The sequence below is a fragment of the Acidovorax sp. DW039 genome (genome assembly GCF_037101375.1).
Taxonomy (GTDB): domain Bacteria; phylum Pseudomonadota; class Gammaproteobacteria; order Burkholderiales; family Burkholderiaceae_C; genus Acidovorax.
This window is the reverse complement of record NZ_AP029019.1, coordinates 2,749,849-2,770,756: the sequence shown is the minus strand read 5'-3', so window position 1 is coordinate 2,770,756 and position 20,908 is coordinate 2,749,849. Positions and strand designations below refer to the sequence as shown.

Here is a 20,908-nt window from a genome sequence, read left to right as displayed (position 1 = left end):
TTACCAGGAGCACCCATGTCTGACCAGACTCCTGCTGCGCCTCAGGCTATTGGTGCCGGCGCACTGCAGCTGCACGACGCACGCCCATTTTTTGACAAAGTCCTCGTCCACGGGGTTCGTCATGGCATTCTGGATGCAGAGAAGCTGGCGGCAATCCAGGCCGATGGCCCGAAAGGCATTGTGCAGATTGCCCGCTATTTCGGCAGTGAGTTTTTGAGACCCGAGCTGGAAAAAGCGCGGGATCGTATGGTCAATCTCATCAGCCTGCACCTGATGGATGCCAGCGGGGGGGATGTGCCCAAGGCGGCAGTTCTGCTGCGCGACAACTCGCTGCTATCGCGCTCCAAGGCGGGCTCCGACATGCTCAAGCGGCTGATTGCCATGCCCGAGAGCAGCAATTTCGGAATGGCTGGATATGACGACGCGCAGACCTCGCTGCTGGCGCTGTGGTCATTGCGATCTTACGAAGACTATCGTGCCGAGCTGGCTCGGCGCAGCGAGATTGCACAGACCATCGCCGCAGCACAGTGGTTTGCCGAGCAGTACGACCTGGATACCGATGAGCTGGAATCATCCGGCGCAGATGCAGAAGCCGTCATTCGCGCCGCCTTGCTGATGCAGGTGTTGGCACCGCAGGCGCAGGATTTGGGCGAATGGCCCCACACAGCCAGCTTGACCCGCTACGTCACTGCGTTGCGCAAAAGAAAGGCAATCCCCTCCCAGATGAGCCTGCCAGCAGGGCTGCCCCGTACGCTGCATGAAACCGTGCAAAAGCACACTGCTGCAGTGCTGGCCGACGTTCGCAAGCTCGCGGACCCGGCGCTGGTGCTGCGAACTTTGATGCGGCCTACGGGGGCTTTCCGTGCGCGCTATTTCCTTCTGGATGATCCTCTGGCAGAGGTGGATGAATATCACCGGGCGCTGGAGGTGGCTGATGACGACGCTGAAACTGCTACCCCTGGCTCCAAGTTGTGGGTCAGAACCGTTCAGGGGAATGAGGACGAGCATTCCCTGCTCACCCTGTTTTTGTGCCTGGCCGCGGGTGTACCCAAAAAGACTGTGTTGACAGAAAAGACCGCAGCGTCCCTGGTTCGCAAGGTTCGCAAAAGTGGTCTGCACCCCGAGTTGGCCGCCGAATTCATTCGCTTGAATGCCCCTGGCACATACCGGGATGACTATCTGGCCCTCTGGAACAGCTTTGTCCAGGAAGCCCACAAGACACTCACCAGTGACATGGACTATCAGATGCATGATGCCCTGGCGTTGCTGCGTCGGGAATGCAACGTCGCCGCCTGAACCTGTTGTTGGGTAAGTCAGCCGTTGGCCACCCCCCTTTGAATTCTCCTTTTTGCACACCGTTCGCAAATAAAACTTAGCAAAGTCCCAATTGTTGGGGACAATTTGTTAACTTTTATTGCAGAACGGTATCCATGCCGACTTTGACCGCCAGGATGGAATGGAGGGCGGGCAGAGCGACGGCATGGCAAACAGGCACTGAGCCGCAGGGGAAGCGAGCCGTGATCGACTGGTTGCTGAACAAGGTTTCTCCGTTTCGAAGCGTCCGCGCACGCTTTTCCACGGTGATGGGTGGCTCGGGCATTGTGCTGGGCTTGGCCTTGACGTTGTTCATGGAGTGGCATCTGGAGGCGGGCCTGCGTGCTGCAGCGCGCGATGCACTCAATGCATTCGCCAGCGAAATTGCCCACAAGCTCACCGAAGACCTCTCCAACCGCCAGCGCGAAGTGGTGTTGATGGCCGACTTGGTGGGGCGCAACACCATCGTCGATCCTGAGGCCATTCAAGAAGTGCTGGACGAGCTGAAGCACCGTCAGGCCGCCTATGCCTGGGTGGGTTTGACCGATGCTTCTGGAAGGGTCACCGCAGCCTCTGGCGGCTTTCTCAAAGGGCAGGATGTTTCTGCCCGTCCCTGGTTTGCCGGGGGCATGAGCGGCGATTTTGTCGCGGACCCGCATGACGCAGTGTTGCTGGCCAAGTACATGAAACCCCGGCCAGACGGGGAGCCGCCTCGGTTTCTGGACGTTGCGGCACCCGTCAAAAGCGGGCAGGGCGCTACGTTGGGAGTTCTGGCTGCCCACCTGCATTGGGACTGGGTGAACGAAGTGGTAACCGAAACCCTTCGCAAGCGCCGCAAAGACACTCCGCTGGAAGTGTTGATTGCCAACCGCAAAGGCGAGTGGCTTCTGGGTGGCGGCAAACCCGGTATTCCCGATTTGGAGTCCATCGGAGCCGATACCTCGCATCTGGTCGCTACGCAGAACGTCGTCACCCGCAGGCCGGCAGATGGATTGGGCTGGACAGTGGTGGTGCGCGAAGACTTGCGTTATGCGTTTGCTCCCGTGAACGAAGTGCGCAAGCTCATGCTGGCGTTCACCGCGCTGGTGGCGGCATTGTTTGCGTGGGCCTCTTGGATGATTGCAGGCCGTGTGGTGCGCCCCATTGTGGAGCTTGCAGACGCTGCCAAAACCCATGCTGGCGAACCATCTGCAGGAGTGGGCAAATCCCTCAAAGGTGCGGATGAAACGGGCGTGCTGGGGCGTGCCATGGATCGCTTGGCGCACAACGACCGGTTGACGGGGCTGATCAACCGCAGCGAGGCGCTGATGCGCGTCGAGCAGGCCCTTTTGCGCGCCTCAGGGCAGCACAGCCATGGCGCATTGCTGCTGGTCAACCTCGACAACGTCGGCGTGCTCAACAGCACCCTGGGGCACGAGGCGGGGGACCAGCTGCTGACCATGACGGCGCGGCGATTGCGCAAGCTGGAGGCTCAGGGGGCCATCGTGGCCCGGCTCGGTGGCGATGAATTTCTGGTGTTGCTGGAGGACCTGGCTCCACAGCGCGTACAAGCGCAGCACAATGCTCTGGAGTTCGCCAGCATGGTCATGCATTTGCTGGATGAACCTATGGAATTGGACAGTGGCCCCTACGCGGCACAAGCCTCCGTGGGAGTTGCGCTGCTGGGGGATGCCCCTCTTACGGCGGACGACGTTCTCCAGCGCACCGAACTTGCCATGCTGGAGGCCAAGCGCCGCGGCAAGCACCAAGCAGTGATGTTTGACCAGTGCATGCAGGATGCACTGCGCGCGCGTGTCCAGTTCGAAGAAGCGCTGCGCAAAGCCATTCCCTACCAGCTTACCGTGCTGTACCAGCCGCAGGTGGATCAGCAAAGCGGTTTGCTGGGTGCCGAGGTATTGGTGCGTTGGTGCCACCCGGAGCAGGGGCTTGTATCCCCGGCGCGCTTCATCCCTTTGGCCGAGGAGACGGGGCTGATCTTCCCCATGGGGCAATGGGTACTGGAAACCGCTTGTCGGCAGCTTCATGCCTGGCAAAAACTGCCCGATGCAGCGGCATGGGTGCTGGCCGTCAACGTGAGCGTCAAGGAGTTTTGCGACCCCCGCTATGTGGATGGGGTATGCAGAATCCTTGAGCAGACCGGCGCGGACCCCCATCGGCTCAAGCTGGAGCTTACTGAAAGTGTGCTGGCCCAAGATGTGGACGAGGTGGTTGCCAAAATGCAGGCGCTCAAGGCCATGGGGGTGCGTTTTGCGTTGGACGATTTTGGAACCGGTTTTTCGTCTCTGAGCTACCTGCAGCGCATGCCGCTGGACCAACTCAAGATCGACCAGTCGTTCGTGCATGACGTCGCGACCCAACCCCACGATGCCTCCATCGTGCGCACCGTGATTGCCCTGGGCCAGGGGCTCGGTCTGCACGTCATTGCGGAGGGGGTGGAAACGGCCGCGCAGCAGAGCCTGCTGGAGTCTTACGGCTGCACCAGCTACCAGGGCTACCTGTTTGGCCGCCCCATGGCGATTGCCGACTTTGAGAGGACATACGTGAGCCATTGAGGGGCGGACGCAGCGAATTCATCCCTTCGTCAAAGCGCTCGGTTAATATTTGATACAAATAATCTGTTTTTGACACACCCGCAACGGGAGGGTGGGCTCAGCGCCCGCCCGTTTTTTGCTTGCCCCACGCTTTTGCGAATTTTCTGTGCACGGTCCCACACTCGTCGTTTTTGCAGCCATTCTTGCCGCACTGGTCACCGCGGTGCTGCATGCTGTGTGGTTCTTCAACAAGAACATTCCCGGCCTTCGGCTGTGGACGTTTTCCTATCTCTTTGCCACCGTTTTCTGTGTGAACCTGCTGGTGCAGGAGCACCTGCCTGAGGCTGTGTCGGTGGTGCTCACGCAGACGAGTACAGCGCTCACGGCCTATTTCTGCTTTCTGGGCGGGCGGGCCTATGCAGGGCGCTCGCCGGTGCCCCATGGCTATGCCGCCGCAGCTATCGCCGTGATGGTGGCCGTGTCGCTTTACTTCACGCTGGTTGTTCCGCACATGGGCGCGCGGTTCGCTCTTGCGGGTGTCATCAGTGGGGTCTATTTCATTCTGACGGCCCGCACCCTGGCCACGGGCGGTTTCCAGCGGTGGCCCATCCGCTATCTGTTCGCGGGCATGGTGGGTTTTCACGGTGCTTTTGTGCTGTTGCGCCCACTCTTGTTTCGCCTGTCCGTGCCTGCCGGGGCGGACCTGGATGCGTCCATGATCGAGCTGGTCTCGCAGTATGTGGTGCTTGAGGCCACTATTGCCCTGGTCATGATCGCGTTTGGCTCTGTCATGCTGGCCAACGAGCACATCACTGCAGAGCTGCGGCACCTGGCTGAAGTGGACCCATTGACCTGTGTCTTCAACCGCCGTGCCTTCTTGACCCTGCTGGACAAGGCAATCAGCGCGGGAGAGCGCATGCGCCGCCCCTTGCCGGTGCTGGTGCTGGACCTCGATCACTTCAAAGTCATCAACGACACCTGGGGGCACAGCGGTGGGGACGATGTGCTGCGCCAGTTTGTGGTGTTGGCCCACCGCTGCCTGCGCAAGGAGGACGTGATGGGCCGCCTGGGAGGCGAGGAATTTGCCATCTTCCTGCCCAATGCAGATACAGACGGTGCCTTGCTGGTGGCAGAAAGGCTGCGCGCCCTGGTGGCATCTCAGCCCGTGGAGCACAGCCCGCAACCCATTGCTCTCACGGTCAGTGTAGGCGTAGCGGTTTACGCCAGGGGCGATTCTGCCCAGGCCGTGCTGCAGCGGGCCGACGCGGCCATGTACCGGGCCAAGCAGGCAGGGCGCAACCGGGTGGAGCTGGCCGATACGCTGATCTCGTTGTAGCGTTGGCTGTGTCGCTTGCCCGACGCTGCAGCGAGGGGCGTGCGGGAGAAATGCCGTGTGCGGCATGAGAATATTTTTTCTTTGTCTCTTGCCTTGCACCATGTCCACAGGGTCCTCATCAGCCCCCGCTGCCCGATTCACACGCCGCCGCGCACTGGCAGGCGGCGTTGGCCTGTTGGCCGCAGGTGGAGTCGGCTACCTGGCTTACCAGCCCGGCAATGACCGCCAGCTTGTTTTTGGCAGCCTACGGCAGGCCATGCAGGAGGTGGAACGCTTGAACGCTGCAGGTTCCCGCCCTCTGGGGCCTGCCACAGCCTGGAACTGGGCTCACACGCTGGAGCATTGCGCGCAGAGCATTGAGTTCTCGCTCCACGGCTTTCCCCAGCCCAAGTCCGCCCTGTTTCAGAAAACGGCAGGTGCAGCCGCTTTCAGCGTATTTGCGTGGCGTGGGCGCATGAGCCACAGTCTGGCCGAGCCCATCCCCGGCGCTGCAGCGCTCACTGCGGCAGACCCTGCCACAGCGCTCGCCCGGCTGCGCCAGGCCGTGGCAGATTTTGCGCAGCACCCAGGCCCCTTGCACCCCCATTTTGCATACGGAGCCCTGAGTCGCTCCCAGTACGAGCAGGCGCATGCCATGCATCTGGCCAACCATCTCTCTGCATTTGATGCGGTGGCTCAAGGCGGCTAACGTAACCCCCTTGGCACTGCCTGTGGCGGGACGCCTAGCATTTTGTTTATATTTTTGCTATTAAATTGGTAGCTGCTTGCGCTCATATTTAAAGCGCTACAAGCAGTTTTAGCTGTTGCTCTTCCTTTGGCTGCTCCGATCAGCGACTCAACACGCCAATGGAGTTGATGCAAGTCAAGAGACGCGCAGTTGCCCCCCAGCGGGGCACCCCATTGTTCTAGGATTCCTTTGCTGCCGGATTCGGCACGGCTTGCAGAGATATCGCAACGGTATCGCGCCAGAGGAAGAACCATGAACAAGAATCTGAAGACCATCGCCACAGCCGCTGTATTGCTGGGGTTGGTGGGAGGAGGGCTTTGGTACTGGGCCCCTTGGGCCCCCAAGGGGCCGGGTACCGGGTTTGTCAGCGGCAACGGGCGCATCGAGGCGACGGAAGTTGCGGTGGCTACCAAGCTGGCGGGCAAGGTGGTCGATATTGCGGTCAGCGAAGGCGACTTTGTCACGGCAGGCCAGACCGTGGCCCGCATGCAGATCGACAGCCTGCAGGCCCAGCGCGACGAGGCCGTGGCCCGCTTGCAGCAGGCGCGCCTGGCCGTGAGCAGCGCGCAGGTGCAAGTGGCCCAACGCGAGAGCGACTACCAGTCGGCCCTGGCCGTGGTGGCCCAGCGCGACAGCGACCTGGACACCGCCAAGCGGCGCCTGCCGCGCTCTGAGCAACTCGCGCGCGACGGCTTCTTCTCCACCCAACTGCTGGACGACGACCGCGCCAAGGTGCGCAGCCTGCAAGCTGCGCTGACGGCGGCCCAGTCGCAGGCCAAGGCCGCGCAGGCAGGCATTGGTGCCGCCCGCACCCAGGTGACGAGTGCCGAGGCCAATGTGCGAGCCCTGGAGGCCACGCTGGTCCGCATTGAGGTGGAACTGGCCGACAGCGAGCTGAAGGCCCCGCGCGATGGGCGCGTGCAATTCCGCGTGGTGCAGCCCGGTGAGGTGGTGGGCGCAGGTGCCCGCGTGCTGCAACTGGCCGACCTGACCGACGTGTACATGACCTTCTTTCTGCCCGAAACCGTGGCGGGTCGCGTGGCGCTGGGCAGCGAAGTACGCATCGTGCTCGACGCTGCGCCTGACTTTGTGATTCCCGCCAGCGTGTCGTTTGTGGCCAGCACCGCGCAGTTCACCCCCAAGACGGTGGAGACCGCCAGCGAGCGGCAAAAGCTGATGTTCCGCGTGCGCGCTCAAATTCCCAAGGAGCTGCTGGTGCGCCACCGCGAACAGGTCAAGACCGGCCTGCCCGGCGTGGCCTGGCTGCGCATTGACGCTAACGCCGCATGGCCCCAGCAACTGGCTGTGAAGGACAGCATGCAAACCGCAGCCCCCAAGGCCGCACAGTGACTGCACCTGTTGTCACTCTCACCGGCGTCAGCCAGCGCTACGGCACCACGGTGGCGCTGCACGGCATTGACTTGCAGGTGCCTGCGGCCTGCATGGTCGGCCTGATCGGGCCCGATGGCGTGGGCAAATCCAGCCTGATGGCGCTGGTGGCTGGGGCCCGCGCCGTGCAGCAAGGGCAGGTGCTGGTGCTGGGTGGCGACATGGCCGATGGCCGCCACCGCGACGCGGTGTGCCCGCGCATTGCCTACATGCCGCAGGGCCTGGGCAAAAACCTGTACCCCACGCTGTCGGTGGAAGAGAACCTGCAGTTTTTTGGCCGCCTGTTTGGCCACGACGCGGCCGAGCGCCGCCGCCGCATTGACGACCTGACCCGCAGCACCGGGCTGCACCCGTTTCTGGCGCGGCCTGCGGGCAAGCTCTCGGGCGGCATGAAGCAAAAGCTGGCCCTGTGCTGCGCGCTCATCCACGACCCCGACCTGCTCATCCTGGACGAGCCCACCACCGGCGTGGACCCGCTGGCCCGTGCCCAGTTCTGGGATCTGATTGCCCGCATCCGCGCCAGCCGCCCAGGCATGAGCGTGCTGGTGGCCACTGCTTACATGGAAGAAGCCCAGCGCTTTGACTGGCTGGTGGCCATGGACGAAGGCCGCATCCTGGCCACGGGCACGCCTGCCGAGCTGATGCAGCGCACCAGCCACACCAGCCTGGAGGCCGCCTTTGTCGCTCTGCTGCCCGAGGCCAAGCGGCGCGGGCACCAGCCGGTGGTCATCACGCCTTTGCAAGCCGATGCTGCAGCAGAGATCGCCATCGAGGCCCAGGGCCTGACCATGCAGTTTGGCGACTTTGTGGCGGTGGACCATGTGAGCTTTCGCATCCAGCGCGGCGAGATTTTTGGCTTTTTGGGCAGCAATGGGTGTGGCAAGTCCACCACCATGAAAATGCTCACCGGCCTGCTGCCCGCCACCGACGGCAAGGCTTGGCTGTTTGGCCAGCCGGTGGACCCGAAAGACATGGCCACGCGCCGCCGCGTGGGCTACATGTCGCAGGCGTTCTCGCTGTACAGCGAGCTGTCGGTAGAACAAAACCTGGTGCTCCACGCCCGGCTGTTCCATGTGCCCGAGGCCGAGGTGCCCCAGCGTGTGCAGACCATGCTGGAGCGTTTTGACCTGCAGGCCGCCCGCAGCACGCTACCCATGCAGTTGCCGCTGGGTATGCGCCAGCGCCTGTCGCTGGCCGTGGCCATGGTGCACGAGCCGGAGCTGTTGATCCTGGACGAGCCCACCTCGGGCGTGGACCCGATTGCGCGCGACAACTTCTGGCGGCTGATGGTGGAGCTGGCCCGGCGCGACAAGGTCACCATCTTCATCTCCACCCACTTCATGAACGAGGCGGAGCGGTGTGACCGCATCTCGCTCATGCACGCGGGCCGGGTGCTGACCAGTGCGGCCCCGGCAGACATCGTGGTCCAGCGCGGGGCGGCCACGCTGGAAGAAGCCTTTATCGGCTACCTGCAAGAGGCCGCGGGCAGCACGAGCCCGGCAGAGCAGGGGGGCGATGCGCCAGCAGATTCACCCGCTGTACCCACGCCCGCACAGCCCCAGCAGCACATCACGCCCGTTGCCCCCGGCTGGGCCACCCGCCTGCGCCAAAGCCTGGTCCGCATCCACAGCACGCAGTGGCGCGAGGCGCTTGAGCTGCGGCGCGACCCGGTGCGCAGCGCCCTGGCCCTGCTGGGCTCGCTGCTGCTGATGTTTGTGATGGGCTACGGCATCAGCATGGATGTGGAGAGCCTGCGCTTTGCCGTGCTGGACCGCGACCAGACGGCCACCAGCCGCGCCTATGCGCTCAACCTGTCGGGCTCGCGCTATTTTGTGGAGCGCCCACCGCTGGCCGAATATGCCGAGCTGGATCGGCGCATGCGCTCGGGTGAGCTGTCGCTGGCCATCGAGATCCCGCCCGGCTTTGGTCGCGATGTAGAGCGGGGCAAGGCCGTGCAGATTGCCGCCTGGGTGGACGGTGCCATGCCCCAGCGCGCACAGACGGTGCTGGGCTATGTGCAGGGCATGCACCAGCAGTGGCTGGTCGATGCGGTGCGCAGCCGCACCGGCGTGGCCCCCACGGCCTTGCTGGAGGTGGAAACCCGCTACCGCTACAACCCCGACGTGCGCAGCTTGCCCGCCATGGTGCCCGCCGTCATCCCGCTGCTGCTGCTCATGCTGCCCGCCATGCTCACCGCCTTGGCGGTGGTGCGTGAGAAAGAAATGGGTTCCATCATCAACCTCTACGTCACGCCCACCACGCGCACCGAATTCATGCTGGGCAAGCAACTGCCCTATGTGGCGCTGGCCATGCTCAACTTTGGGCTCATGGCGCTGGCGGCGGTCACGGTGTTTGGCACACCCATTACGGGCAGCTTTGCCACGCTGACTGGGGCGGCGCTGCTGTTCAGCCTGTGCTCCACGGGCATGGGGCTGCTCGCCTCCACCGTCACGCGCAGCCAGATTGCGGCCATGTTTTTTGCCATGGTGGGCACGTTGATTCCGGCGGTGCAGTTTGCGGGGCTCATCAACCCCGTGTCTTCGCTGGTGGGCGTGGCCCGGTGGATTGGCGAGGTTTACCCCGCCAGCCACATGTTCACCATCAGCCGGGGCGTGTTCAGCAAGGCGCTGTCGTTGCACGATCTGCAGCCTGAGTTCTGGGCTCTGGGCATCTCGGCCCCGGTCATCATCGGCACTGCGATTGCGCTGCTGCGCAAACAGGAGAGCTGACATGCAGGCGGCCCCATCACCACAACACGGCAGGCGCGGCTGGGCGGCGTTCGCGGCGCGCTGCGCCACCATCTTCCGCCTGGGCATCAAAGAGCTGTGGAGCCTGTGGCGCGACCCGATGATGCTGGTGCTGATCGTCTACACCACCACGCTGGCGGTCTACAGCGCAGGCAAGGCCCAGCCTGAGACGCTGAACCACGTGCCCATCGCCATCGTTGACGAGGATGTCTCCACCCTCTCGCAGCGCATTGCCACCGCCTTTTTTGCGCCGCAGTTTGTGGGGCCAGACCTGATCGCCCCGCAAGACGTGGACCCCGGCCTGGACGCGGGCCGCTACACGCTGGTGCTGCACATACCGCCCAACTTCCAGCGCGATGTGCTGGCAGGCAAGGTGCCGCGCGTGCAGCTCAATATGGATGCCACGCGCATGATGCAGGCCTTCACCTCCAACGGCGCGGTGCAGCAGATCGTGCAACTGGAGGTGGCCGAGTTTGTGCAGCGCTACCGGGCCGTGTCTGCGCCCGCCATCGATCTTGCCGTGCGCGCCCGGTTCAACCCGGCTTTGACGCCCGCATGGTTTGGCTCGGTGATGGAGCTGATCAACATCGTCACCATGCTCTCCATCATCCTCACCGGCGCGGCGCTGATCCGCGAGCGCGAGCACGGCACGGTAGAGCACTTGCTCGTCATGCCCGTCACCCCGGCCGAGATCATGCTGGCCAAGGTGTGGGCCATGGCGCTGGTGGTGCTGGTGGCCACCTGGGTGTCGCTCACGGTGGTGATCCAGTGGGCGATTGGTGTGCCGATTGAAGGCTCTATACCGCTGTTTTTGCTGGGCACGGTGCTGCACCTTTTTGCCACCACGTCCATGGGCATCTACATGGCCACCCTGGCGCGCAGCATGCCGCAGTTTGGCCTGCTGATGGTGCTGACCATGATGCCGCTGGAGATGCTCTCAGGCGGCGTCACCCCCCGCGAGAGCATGCCGCTGTGGGTGCAGTACGTGATGGCGCTGGCGCCCACCACGCATTTCACCGAGCTGTCCCAGGCCATCCTGTATCGGGGCGCAGGGCTGTCCGTGGTGTGGACATCGCTGGTGTGGTTGCTCGCGATTGGCTCGGTGCTGTTTGCCCTGGCGCTTGCGCGCTTTCGCAAGACCATTGCGCAGATGGCTTGATCTTGCGAGCCCATTGCTATGGGGTTGCTATTGATTTAGTAGCTGCTTGCGCTTGCCAAATAAGCGCTAGAGGCTCTTTTTACATAAAACCCACGGTGCCCGGCCTGCCAGGCAGATTCAGTGCCGCCGTGGGCGCAGGCTGGCTCGCCACGCGCTGTCCCCGCCGCCACACGCCCAGGCGCGCCGCCCGCAGGCGAATGGCTTCTACCGGGTTGCGCGCATGCAGCAGCACAAAGTCTGCATGGCAGCCGGGGGCCAGGCCGTAGCCCTCCAGCCCCAGCAGGCGGGCGGGGTTCACGGTCACCGCATCAAAGCACTGGCGCATGCCCGCCTGGCTGGTCATTTGCCCCACATGCAGGCCCATGTGCGCGGCCTCCAGCATGTCGCCGCTGCCGCCGCTGTACCAGGGGTCGAGCACGCAGTCGTGGCCAAAGGCCACCGTCAGGCCTGCGGCCATCAGCTCGGGCACACGGGTCATGCCCCGGCGCTTGGGGTAGGTGTCGTGGCGGCCTTGCAGGGTGATGTTGATGAGCGGGTTGGCCACCACGCCCAGATCGGCCTCGGCCATCAGGGGGATGAGCTTGCTCACGTAGTAGTTGTCCATGCTGTGCATGGAGGTCAGGTGTGAACCCGTGACGCGGCCCTGCAGGCCCAGGCGCTGGGTTTCATACGCCAATGTTTCGACATGGCGTGAATGCGGGTCGTCGCTCTCGTCACAGTGCATGTCCACCCGTTTGCCGCGCTCGGCGGCCAGCTCGCACAGCAGCCGCACGCTCTCTGTGCCGTCTGCATAAGTGCGTTCAAAGTGCGGAATGCCGCCCACCACGTCCACACCCAGGTCGAGGGCGCGCTTGATATTGTCCAGCCCGCCAGTGCGGCGCAGCACGCCGTCTTGCGGAAAGGCCACCAGCTGCAAGTCCAGGTAAGGCGCCACGCGCTGCTTCACATCCAGCAGCGCTTGCACCGGCAGCAGGCTGGGGTCGCTGGTGTCCACATGGCTGCGGATGGCCAGCAGCCCGCGTGCCACGGCCCAGTCGCAGTACTGCAGCGCGCGCTGCACGATGGCGTCGTGCGTGAGCTGGGGCTTCAGCTCGCCCCACAGCGCGATGCCTTCGAGCAGCGTGCCGCTCTCGTTCACGCGCGGCTGGCCGTAGCTCAGGGTCGAATCCATGTGGAAATGCGCATCCACAAACGGCGGGCTCACCAGCAGGCCGCCCGCGTCCACGGTCTCGTGCGCAGGGGCTTGCAGGCCTTCGGTCACTTCGGCAATGCGGCCGCCTTGCACGGCAATCGACATGTTCTGGCGACCATCGGGCAGGGTGGCGTGGGTAATGAGGAGATCAAGCATGGGTGGAGATTCCGTGGGATCAGCGCTCGCCTTTGCGATAAGGCTTCATCAGCGCCTGAGGATAAGCCGCCTTGCGCGCCACCAGCACCAGCGCCAGGATGGACAGCAGGTAGGGCAGCATCAAATACACCTGGTAGGGCAGCCATGCATCGCCCGCCTGCTGCAGCCGCAACTGCAGCGCATCAAAAAAAGCAAACAGCAGCGCACCCAGCAGTGCCTTGCCGGGCCGCCACGAGGCAAACACCACCAGGGCCACGCAGATCCAGCCGCGCCCGTTGATCATGTTGAAGAAAAACGCGTTGAAGGCCGACAGCGTGAGGAAGCTGCCAGCGATGCCCATCAGCGCCGAGCCCGCAACGATGGCGCCCGTGCGCATCGCCGCCACCGAGATGCCCTGGCCCTCGGCCGCCTGCGGGTTCTCGCCCACCATGCGTACCGCCAGGCCCAGCGGGGTGCGCATCAGTACCCAGGTGAGCAGCGGAACCAGCAGCAGCGCCAGCAGTGTGAGCGGCGTCTGCGCCGACAGGATGGGAATGCCCAGCCATTCCATGGGCGCAAACGGCTCAATGGTGGGCGGCGTGTTCACCTTGGGAAAACTCACCCGGTAGCCGTAGTAACTGAGCGCCGTGGCTAGCAGCGTGATGCCGAGGCCGGAGACATGCTGCGACAGCGCCAGCCCCACGGTGAGCCATGCGTGCAGCAGCCCAAACACCGCACCCGTGAGCGCCGCCACCAGCACCCCTGCCCACAACCCGTGGCCTGCATACACCGTGAGCCAGCCGGTGAAGGCCCCGGCCACCATGATCCCTTCAATGCCCAGGTTCAGCACCCCGGCGCGCTCGCACAGCAGCACGCCCAATGTGCCCAGGATGAGCGGTGTGGCCACGCGCAGGGTGGCAATCCAGAACGCGGGGTTGGCGAGGATGTCGAGCAGCTCGGTCATGCGCCCACCTCACTGCGATTCACTATATTTTTGATAGCTGCTTGCGCTTGCTGGATAAGCGGTAGAGGCTGATTTGGCTTAAAGCTCTGATGCATTGGCTTGTTCATGGCGTGCTCACTTCCAGCGCACCCGGTATTGGGTCAGCAGCCCCGCCACCAGCACCGCAATCAGCGACGTTGCCACGATCACATCCGCAATGTAGGTGGGCACACCCACCGCACGGCTCATGCTGTCGGCCCCCACCAGCACGCCCGCCACAAAGGTGCCTGCCGCAATCACGCCCAGCGGGTGCAGCCCGGCCAGCATCGCAATCACGATGCCGCTGTAGCCGTAGCCGGGCGACATGTCGAGCGTCACATAACTCGTGCGGCCCGCCACTTCAATGGCACCCGCCAGACCGGCCAGACCGCCTGAGAGCAGGGCCACCAGCACGACCGTGCGCGTGATCGGCACGCCCGCAAACGCCGCCGCCCGCGCATTGGCCCCTGCGGCGCGGATATCAAACCCCGGCACCGTGCGCGCCAGCAGCGCCCACAGCATCACGGCCAGCGACACGGCCCACAGCAGCCCCGTGTGCAGCCGTGTCTGTGGCACCAGCTTGGAGAGTTCCAGGTCGCCTTGCAGCGCCACGCTCTGCGGCCAGCCCATGGAGAGCGGGTCTTTCATTGGCCCATCCAGCAGCGCCGAGACGAGCAGCAGCATGATGAAGTTGAGCAGCAGCGTGGTGACGACTTCATCCACCCCTAGCCGCGCCTTCATCAGCGCCGGGCCCAGCAGCAGCGCGGCACCTGCCAGTGCGGCGGCCAGCATCATCAGCGGAAAGAGCACATACGGCGACCATTCCAGCCCTGTGCCTCCATGCATGCCGCCCACGGCCACGGCGGCCAGCGCCCCGGCATAGAGCTGCCCTTCGGCCCCGATGTTGAACAGCCGCGCGCGAAAGGCCACGGCGGCTGCCAGCCCGGTCAGGATCAGTGGCGTGGCGCGCGTGAGAGTTTCGGTCAGCGCAAACACCGAGCCGAAGGCGCCCTGCAGCAGCAGCGCATAGGTCTGCCCCACGGGCGCACCAGCCCACAGCACCAGCAGGGCGCTGACGATCAATGTGAACACCACGGCGCCCACGGGTGCCAGCACGTAGGCTGCGGGGGAGGTGTGGTTGCGTTTTTCAAGCCGCATTGGGAAGGGCCTCTAGATATTGATTGATTTCTTCGCCAGCAACTTTCAGTTGACCAATAACAAGATCGATCACGGATTCCAAAAACGTAAAAGCTTCGACGCGAGCGTATTGGGCGAGTGGATCAAAAACGATCTTGTACTCATCAGCGGAAAGAGAGAGCGGAGCGGGTATCACCGCTGAGTGCTTCGACTCGTTACTGAGTTCGCTCAAGTGTTTGAACGCTGGGTCTTGCGAAATACCCGTGATGGCTCGAGACAAAGGGATTCCTTTAGCAATCAGTTGATCTCGGATTTGCCATGAGTACTTCAGTGATCTCGAATCCAAATCCATCTTGGCAATCTTTGCCACTCCTTTGGCCAAACAATCGAGCGTGCAGTGAATGTCGTGGAGTGCACCAACCAACTCTCTTCGAATTTTGTACAGAGCGTCGTTGAAGTCGTCTTGCAGTTCAGATGCACCAAACAGGGCAAAACCTAGTTCATCCAAATCAGCTAAAGCAGCGATGTCGGCCGAGAGAAATGTTCTGGCAGAGGCAATTCGGTCCGATGCAAAGTTCAAGCGCTGTACAACCGCCCCAAAGTGCTTGATAACGACTAGCGTGTCGGAAATACCAAACTTAGCTTCAAGCAGCGCTCGCGTTCTTCTTGAGTCCCAATCAATAGTCTTGACCGCCATAGTCAATTCGCCCCAGCCATGGCGAGACCAACAGCCTCGCGCGTCCACTCCTCCGCAGGCTTCGCGTTGCTCAGGCGGCCGTCGTGCATCACCGCCACGCGGTCACCCAGCGCAAGCACCTCGTCCAGATCGTCAGAAATGAGCAGTACGGCGGCTCCAGCATCGCGCGCTGCAATGAGCTGTTGCTGCACAAACATCACCGCGCCAATGTCCAGCCCCCAGGTGGGCTGGTGCGCGACGATGAGTTGGGGAGCGGGGGCCGAGTTGCCCGCCGCGTCCTGTGGCGGCATCAGCGCCCGGCCCAGGATGAGCTTTTGCATGTTGCCGCCCGACAGCGACCGGGCGGGGGTATCCGGCCCGCCGCCACGCACGTCAAAGGTCTCGGCCACACGTTGCGCATGTTGGCGGGCCGCCCGGCGCTTGACCCAGAAGGCGCCGAACCACGGGTGTGCAAACCAGGGGCCGCGCAGGCGTTCGGCCACGGCGTTCTCCCACACGGGCAGGTCGCCCACCACGCCCACGGCGTGGCGGTCTTCGGGGATGCGGGCCACGCCCTGGTTCACCAGCCATGCGGGGCGGGCTTGCAGCGGCGCGCCGCGCAGCGTGACCTGGCCCGTAGAGGCGCTGCGCACGCCGCACAGCACATCGGCCAGTGCGACCTGCCCGTTGCCGCTGACGCCTGCAATCGCCACGATCTCGCCTGCGCGTAGGCTAAGGGATACATCGTTCAACCGGTCGCGCCCCGCGGGGGCAGTGCTGACGTTGGTCAGGGTGCAGATGGGCTCGCCCACCTTCTGGGCGGGGCGGCGCTCGGCCACCTCGATCGCATGGCCCACCATCCATTGCGCCAGCTGCCCCTGCGTGGTGCCTTGCGCGGGCGCCTCGGCCACCAGCTGGCCCTGGCGCAGCACGGCCACGCGGTGCGATACGCGCAGCACCTCGCCCAGCTTGTGGCTGATGAAGATGATGGACAGGCCCTGCGCCACCATCTGCGCCAGGGTGTCGAACAGTGCCTCGCTCTCCTGCGGGGTGAGCACGGCGGTAGGTTCGTCCAAGATCAGGATGCGGGCGCCCCGGTAGAGGGCTTTTAAAATTTCGACGCGCTGGCGTTCGCCCACCGAGAGGCTGCCGACCTTCGCATCGGGGCTGACGGGCAGGCCAAACTGCTGCGACACGGCCAGCAGCTTGGTGCGTGCCTCGCTGCGGCGCGAGAAGGGCTGCCACAGCGGCTCAGTGCCCAGCAGCACGTTGTCTAGCACCGTGAGGTTGTCGGCCAGCGTGAAGTGCTGGTGCACCATGCCAATGCCTGCTGCCAGCGCCGCCCGCGGCTGGCCGGGGGGCAGGGGCTGGCCGAAGACTTCGATGTGGCCCTCGTCGGCCACGTAGTGCCCGAACAGGATGGACATCAGCGTGGACTTGCCCGCGCCGTTCTCGCCCAGCAGGGCCAGCACTTCGCCGCGCGCCAAGGTCAGGCTGATAGCGTCGTTGGCGACGAGCTTGCCGAAGCGTTTGGTGATGCCCGACAGGCGCAGGACGGGCGCGGCGTCTGTCGCCATCACATGCCCGCCATCACTTGGCTGTGGATTTGGGTTGGCTGTCATCCACCTTCACGGTGAACTTGCCTGCCAGGATATCGGCTTCCTTGGCCTTGACCTTGGCCACGATGTCGGCAGGCACCTTCTTCTCGAACGTGCCCAGGGGAGCGAGTTCCGAGCCCTTGTGCTTCATCATCGAATACGGGCCGTAGTCCTCGGCGGTGAACTTACCGTCCTTGACCAGCTTGAGCGCGCGGTCAATGCTTGGCTCCATGTTCCACAGGGCAGAGGCCACGACGGTGTCGGGGTACTTGTCTTGGGTGTTGATCACGTTGCCGATGGCGAGCTTGCCTTTTTCCTTGGCGGCATCGCTCACGCCAAAGCGCTCGGCGTAGAGCACGTCGGCCCCCTTGTCGATCATGGCGAAGGTCGCTTCCTTTGCCTTTGGTGGGTCAAACCAGCTGTTGATGAAGGTGATGGTGAACTCGACCTTGGGGTTGGTTTCTTTGGCCCCGGCCATGAAGGCGTGCATCAGACGGTTGACCTCAGGGATGGGAAAACCACCCACCATGCCGATCTTGTTGGTCTTGGTCATGCCGCCCGCGATCATGCCGCTCAAGTACGCAGGCTCCTGGATGTAGTTGTCGAACACGCTGAAGTTGGGGGCCTGTGGCTTGCCCGACGAGCCCAGCAGAAAGGATGTCTTGGGGAAGTCCTTGGCCACCTTGCGGGCGGCGGCTTCCACGGCAAAGGCTTCGCCCACGATGAGCTGGTTGCCGCCGGTGGCGTACTCACGCATCACGCGTTCGTAGTCGGCGTTGCTCACGTTCTCGCTGGCTTTGTATTCGATCTCGCCACGCGCTTCCGCGGCCTTCAAGGCCTTGTGGATGCGGCTGACCCATTGCTGCTCAAACGGTACCGTGTAGACAGCCGCCACCTTGACTTTGGTCTGCGCACTGACGAGGGCAGGGGCCAGGCCCAGCGTGGCAGAAATAGCCATGGAAGTGCAGAGCAGTCGACCGGTGAAGATGCGGCGGTTGGTCATGGTGGGTGGTCCTTTGGTCAGGTGGAAAAAGGAAGGAAAGAGTGCAGATGCCCAAGCAATTTGCGAGCCAGAACTCCGCTGAAACATATGTTCTCGAAGGCTGCCCGGTTCGCGGCAACCTTGCTGCAATCTTGTCGCACAGTCTGCCAGAAACTGTTGCCCCGACCCCGCGCCTTTCCTGGTGCCTTCTTTGTGCGGTGCGCTTTCAGAACAAGGCTGTGGCGGAAATTGTGCATGTCATATGAATCATTTGATAGGTATCAAAGCGCCTGTGCCATCGCTGGCGAAGAATGGCCGAGAGCCTGTCGAAACCTGATCGTCGCAGCCCGCGGCGGGCTTGTTGGAGGGATGGAATGAGCCATCTTGGGCAGCGACCAACAAGGAGTCCCCATGACAACCCGAAAGCTGGCGCGCCTTGCGGCCCTGGCAATGTCCACCCTGGCCCTGACGGCAATGGCCGAAGACAAGAAGAGCGTGACACCCGCCGAGATGAACTACCAGGCGGGCGCATCTCCCTTGGCGGATCAGCCCATGTACCAGAGCACCAATCCGCGTGCTCCCAAGATGACGCAGGCAGAGTTTGACCGTGCCCGCCAGACCTACTTTGAGCGCTGTGCAGGATGTCACGGTGTGCTGCGCAAAGGCGCTACCGGCAAGCCGCTGACGCCTGATGTCACCCTGGCCAAGGGAACCGACTACCTCAAGGTGTTCATCGCCTACGGATCGCCTGCGGGCATGCCCAACTGGCAGACCTCGGGCGAGATGAGCGAGGCCGAGGTGGACATGATGGCGCGCTACATCCAGCAAGACCCTCCCATGCCGCCCGAGTGGAGCATGGCCGACATGAAAAAGACCTGGAAGGTGCTGGTGCAGCCCAAAGACCGGCCTACCAGGAAGATGAACGACTACAACATCGCCAACATCTTCTCCACCACGCTGCGCGATTCTGGAGAGGTGGCACTGATCGACGGCGATACCAAGCAGATCATCAATATCGTGAAGACGGGTTATGCGGTCCACATTTCCCGCACCTCGGCGTCAGGGCGCTATCTCTTCGTGATCGGACGGGATGGCCGCGTCAACATGATTGACCTGTGGATGGCCAAACCTGACAACGTGGCCGAGATTCGGATTGGCCTGGAAGCGCGGTCGGTGGACACCTCCAAGTACAAGGGCAAGGATGGCGACTTTACCGACAAGCTGGCCATTGCGGGTGCGTACTGGCCCCCGCAGTTCGTGATCATGAACGGCGATACGCTGGAGCCGATGAAGATCGTCTCTACCCGTGGCATGACGGTCGATACGCAGGAATACCATCCCGAGCCTCGTGTCGCCTCCATCGTGGCGTCGCACTTCAAGCCCGAATTCATCGTGAACGTGAAGGAAACCGGCAAGACGCTGATGGTGGACTACAGAGATGTGGACGCCCTGAAGATCACCGAGCTGGGCTCGGCCCGCTTTCTGCATGACGGCGGGTGGGATTCGACCAAGCGTTACTTCATGGTGGCTGCCAACAACAGCAACAAGATCGGCGTAGTCGATGCCAAGGAAGGCAAGCTGCAGACCGTGGTGGATGTGGGCAAGATTCCGCACCCCGGACGCGGTGCCAACTTTGTGCACCCCAAGTTCGGTCCTGTGTGGTCTACCGGTCACTTGGGTGATGAGACCATCTCGCTGATTGGCACTGACCCCAAGAAACATGCCCAGTACGCGTTCAAGGAAGTGGCCAAACTCAAGGGGCCGGGCGGCGGTGCTCTGTTTATCAAGAGCCATCCCAATTCGCAGCACCTGTACTCGGACGCTCCACTGAATCCCGATCCCAAGATCTCGCAGTCAGTGGTGGTGTACGACATCAAGAACCTGGACAAGGGCTACACCGTGCTGCCTGTGGCCGAGTGGGCGGGGTTGCCTGATGACGGTGGTGCCAAGCGGGTGGTGCAGCCAGAGTTCAACAAGAATGGCGACGAAGTGTGGTTCGCCGTCTGGTCTGCCAAAGACAAGCAGTCTGCCTTGGTGGTGGTAGACGACAAGACCCTGAAGCTCAAGGCCGTGATCAAGGACCCACGCCTGATCACGCCCACTGGGCACTTCAACATCCACAACACGCAGCATGACGTGTACTGACCTGCGCGGATGCATGGGCTGGCGGTGACACCGCAGCCTTCATCTGCAGCCAAAGAAAAACCGCCGCAGGGGAATGCCCCTGCGGCGGTTTTTTTTGATCCTTCGCGAAGCGGAGTCTGACGGCTTGGTTTATTTGGTGCCGAAGATCCGGTCACCGGCATCGCCCAGGCCAGGCAGGATGTAGCCGTGGTCGTTCAGTTCGCGGTCAATGGCGGCGGTGAAGATGGGCACATCAGGGTGTGCCTTTTGCAGCGTGGCCACCCCCTCGGGAGCCGCCAGCAGGCAGACGAACTTGATGGAGCGGGGCTTGAGCTGCTTGAGACGGTCTACGCAGGCTGCGGCAGAGTTGCCGGTAGCCAGCATCGGGTCTACCACGATGATGTCGCGCTCTTCCATCTCGGAAGGCATCTTGAAGTAGTACTCCACCGGCTGCAGCGTTTTGGGATCACGGTACAGGCCGATGTGGCCCACGCGCGCGCCAGGCACCACGTTGAGCATGCCGTCCAGGAAACCGTTGCCTGCGCGCAGGATGGAGGCAAGGACGAGCTTTTTGCCATCAATCATCTTGCCCGTCATGGTCTCCAGCGGGGTTTCGATTTCCACGTCCTGCAAGGGCATGTCCCGGGTCACCTCATACGCCATCAGCGTGCTCAGCTCGCCCAGCAGGCGGCGGAAGCTGTTGGTGCTGGCGTCTTTCTTGCGCATGAGCGTGAGCTTGTGCTGGACGAGGGGGTGGGTGATGACGGTGACGTTGCTCATGAAAAATCTTGAATTAGCGTAATGAAGGCACTGAAGTGCAACCCGTATTTTCTACCATGGGGTAAAACCCGCGGCTTTGACCTGCCAGAAGCTTTTCTA

The 20,908-nt window shown here is 63.0% G+C and carries 17 protein-coding genes; 9 read left to right on the top strand and 8 right to left on the bottom strand.

The features are described 5' to 3' along the window. Window positions 1–15: 15 nt before the first annotated feature. Window positions 16–1,296 (top strand): hypothetical protein, encoded by a 1,281-nt coding sequence (locus AACH87_RS12360; RefSeq protein ID WP_338794759.1) that lies wholly within the window; start codon window positions 16–18, stop codon window positions 1,294–1,296. Window positions 1,297–1,411: 115 nt separating this feature from the next. On the opposite strand, the gene AACH87_RS12355 is transcribed toward AACH87_RS12360, so the two are convergent. Next, a complete protein-coding gene (locus AACH87_RS12355) occupies window positions 1,412–1,630 on the bottom strand; it encodes a hypothetical protein (protein ID WP_338794758.1) in 219 nt (72 codons plus the stop codon). Between AACH87_RS12355 and AACH87_RS12350 the strand changes: the two genes are divergently transcribed. From AACH87_RS12350 to AACH87_RS12325, 6 genes are all read left to right on the top strand, one after another. Continuing rightward, window positions 1,629–3,866: an EAL domain-containing protein gene (locus tag AACH87_RS12350; protein ID WP_338794757.1), complete on the top strand. Its 2,238-nt coding sequence runs from the start codon at window positions 1,629–1,631 to the stop codon at window positions 3,864–3,866. The genes AACH87_RS12355 and AACH87_RS12350 overlap by 2 nt on opposite strands. A gap of 145 nt (window positions 3,867–4,011) precedes the next feature. Beyond that, the gene (locus AACH87_RS12345) at window positions 4,012–5,181 is read left to right on the top strand and encodes a GGDEF domain-containing protein (RefSeq protein ID WP_338794756.1); all 1,170 of its coding nucleotides are present in this window, start codon (window positions 4,012–4,014) and stop codon (window positions 5,179–5,181) included. A gap of 100 nt (window positions 5,182–5,281) precedes the next feature. Further along, window positions 5,282–5,869 carry a DUF1569 domain-containing protein gene (locus AACH87_RS12340; protein ID WP_338794755.1) on the top strand — a complete coding sequence of 196 codons (588 nt, stop codon included), beginning with the start codon at window positions 5,282–5,284 and terminating at the stop codon, window positions 5,867–5,869. A gap of 291 nt (window positions 5,870–6,160) precedes the next feature. Further along, complete coding sequence (locus AACH87_RS12335; protein WP_338794753.1) at window positions 6,161–7,258, top strand: HlyD family efflux transporter periplasmic adaptor subunit; 1,098 nt, start codon at window positions 6,161–6,163, stop codon at window positions 7,256–7,258. Then, window positions 7,255–10,026 carry a ribosome-associated ATPase/putative transporter RbbA gene (gene rbbA / locus AACH87_RS12330; RefSeq protein ID WP_338794752.1) on the top strand — a complete coding sequence of 924 codons (2,772 nt, stop codon included), beginning with the start codon at window positions 7,255–7,257 and terminating at the stop codon, window positions 10,024–10,026. Before AACH87_RS12335 ends, rbbA begins: the two co-directional genes overlap by 4 nt. Before the next feature lies 1 nt (window position 10,027). Beyond that, window positions 10,028–11,203 (top strand): ABC transporter permease, encoded by a 1,176-nt coding sequence (locus tag AACH87_RS12325; protein WP_338794751.1) that lies wholly within the window; start codon window positions 10,028–10,030, stop codon window positions 11,201–11,203. 79 nt (window positions 11,204–11,282) lie between these two features. Here the strand turns inward: AACH87_RS12325 and AACH87_RS12320 are convergent, their stop codons facing one another. The 6 genes from AACH87_RS12320 to AACH87_RS12295 all read right to left on the bottom strand — a co-directional run bounded on the left by AACH87_RS12320 (window position 11,283) and on the right by AACH87_RS12295 (window position 17,926). Next, window positions 11,283–12,551: an amidohydrolase family protein gene (locus AACH87_RS12320; RefSeq protein WP_338794750.1), complete on the bottom strand. Its 1,269-nt coding sequence runs from the start codon at window positions 12,549–12,551 to the stop codon at window positions 11,283–11,285. A gap of 19 nt (window positions 12,552–12,570) precedes the next feature. Then, entirely contained in the window at window positions 12,571–13,494 is a 924-nt protein-coding gene (locus AACH87_RS12315; RefSeq protein WP_338794749.1) for an ABC transporter permease, read from the bottom strand. Between the two features lie 114 nt (window positions 13,495–13,608). Further along, on the bottom strand, window positions 13,609–14,670 hold the full coding sequence (locus AACH87_RS12310; protein ID WP_094291069.1) for an ABC transporter permease: 1,062 nt from the start codon (window positions 14,668–14,670) through the stop codon (window positions 13,609–13,611). After that, window positions 14,660–15,346: a hypothetical protein gene (locus tag AACH87_RS12305; protein WP_338794747.1), complete on the bottom strand. Its 687-nt coding sequence runs from the start codon at window positions 15,344–15,346 to the stop codon at window positions 14,660–14,662. The genes AACH87_RS12310 and AACH87_RS12305 overlap by 11 nt, the downstream gene beginning before the upstream one ends. A 2-nt stretch (window positions 15,347–15,348) precedes the next feature. Further along, window positions 15,349–16,902, bottom strand: coding sequence for an ABC transporter ATP-binding protein (locus AACH87_RS12300; RefSeq protein WP_338798938.1), 1,554 nt, complete (start codon window positions 16,900–16,902; stop codon window positions 15,349–15,351). Between the two features lie 13 nt (window positions 16,903–16,915). Beyond that, window positions 16,916–17,926 carry a BMP family protein gene (locus AACH87_RS12295; protein WP_338794746.1) on the bottom strand — a complete coding sequence of 337 codons (1,011 nt, stop codon included), beginning with the start codon at window positions 17,924–17,926 and terminating at the stop codon, window positions 16,916–16,918. A gap of 47 nt (window positions 17,927–17,973) precedes the next feature. On the opposite strand from AACH87_RS12295, the gene AACH87_RS12290 reads away from it, so the two are divergent. Together AACH87_RS12290 and AACH87_RS12285 are read left to right on the top strand one after the other, a co-directional pair. Further along, window positions 17,974–18,171, top strand: a complete 198-nt coding sequence (locus AACH87_RS12290) for a hypothetical protein (RefSeq protein WP_338794745.1) — start codon at window positions 17,974–17,976, stop codon at window positions 18,169–18,171. A 145-nt stretch (window positions 18,172–18,316) separates the two neighbouring features. Beyond that, a complete protein-coding gene (locus AACH87_RS12285) occupies window positions 18,317–20,050 on the top strand; it encodes a cytochrome D1 domain-containing protein (protein WP_338794743.1) in 1,734 nt (577 codons plus the stop codon). Window positions 20,051–20,179: 129 nt separating this feature from the next. Here AACH87_RS12285 and upp read toward each other — a convergent pair whose 3' ends face one another. Next, window positions 20,180–20,809: a uracil phosphoribosyltransferase gene (upp, locus tag AACH87_RS12280; protein WP_338794742.1), complete on the bottom strand. Its 630-nt coding sequence runs from the start codon at window positions 20,807–20,809 to the stop codon at window positions 20,180–20,182. Between the last annotated feature and the right edge of the window lie 99 nt (window positions 20,810–20,908).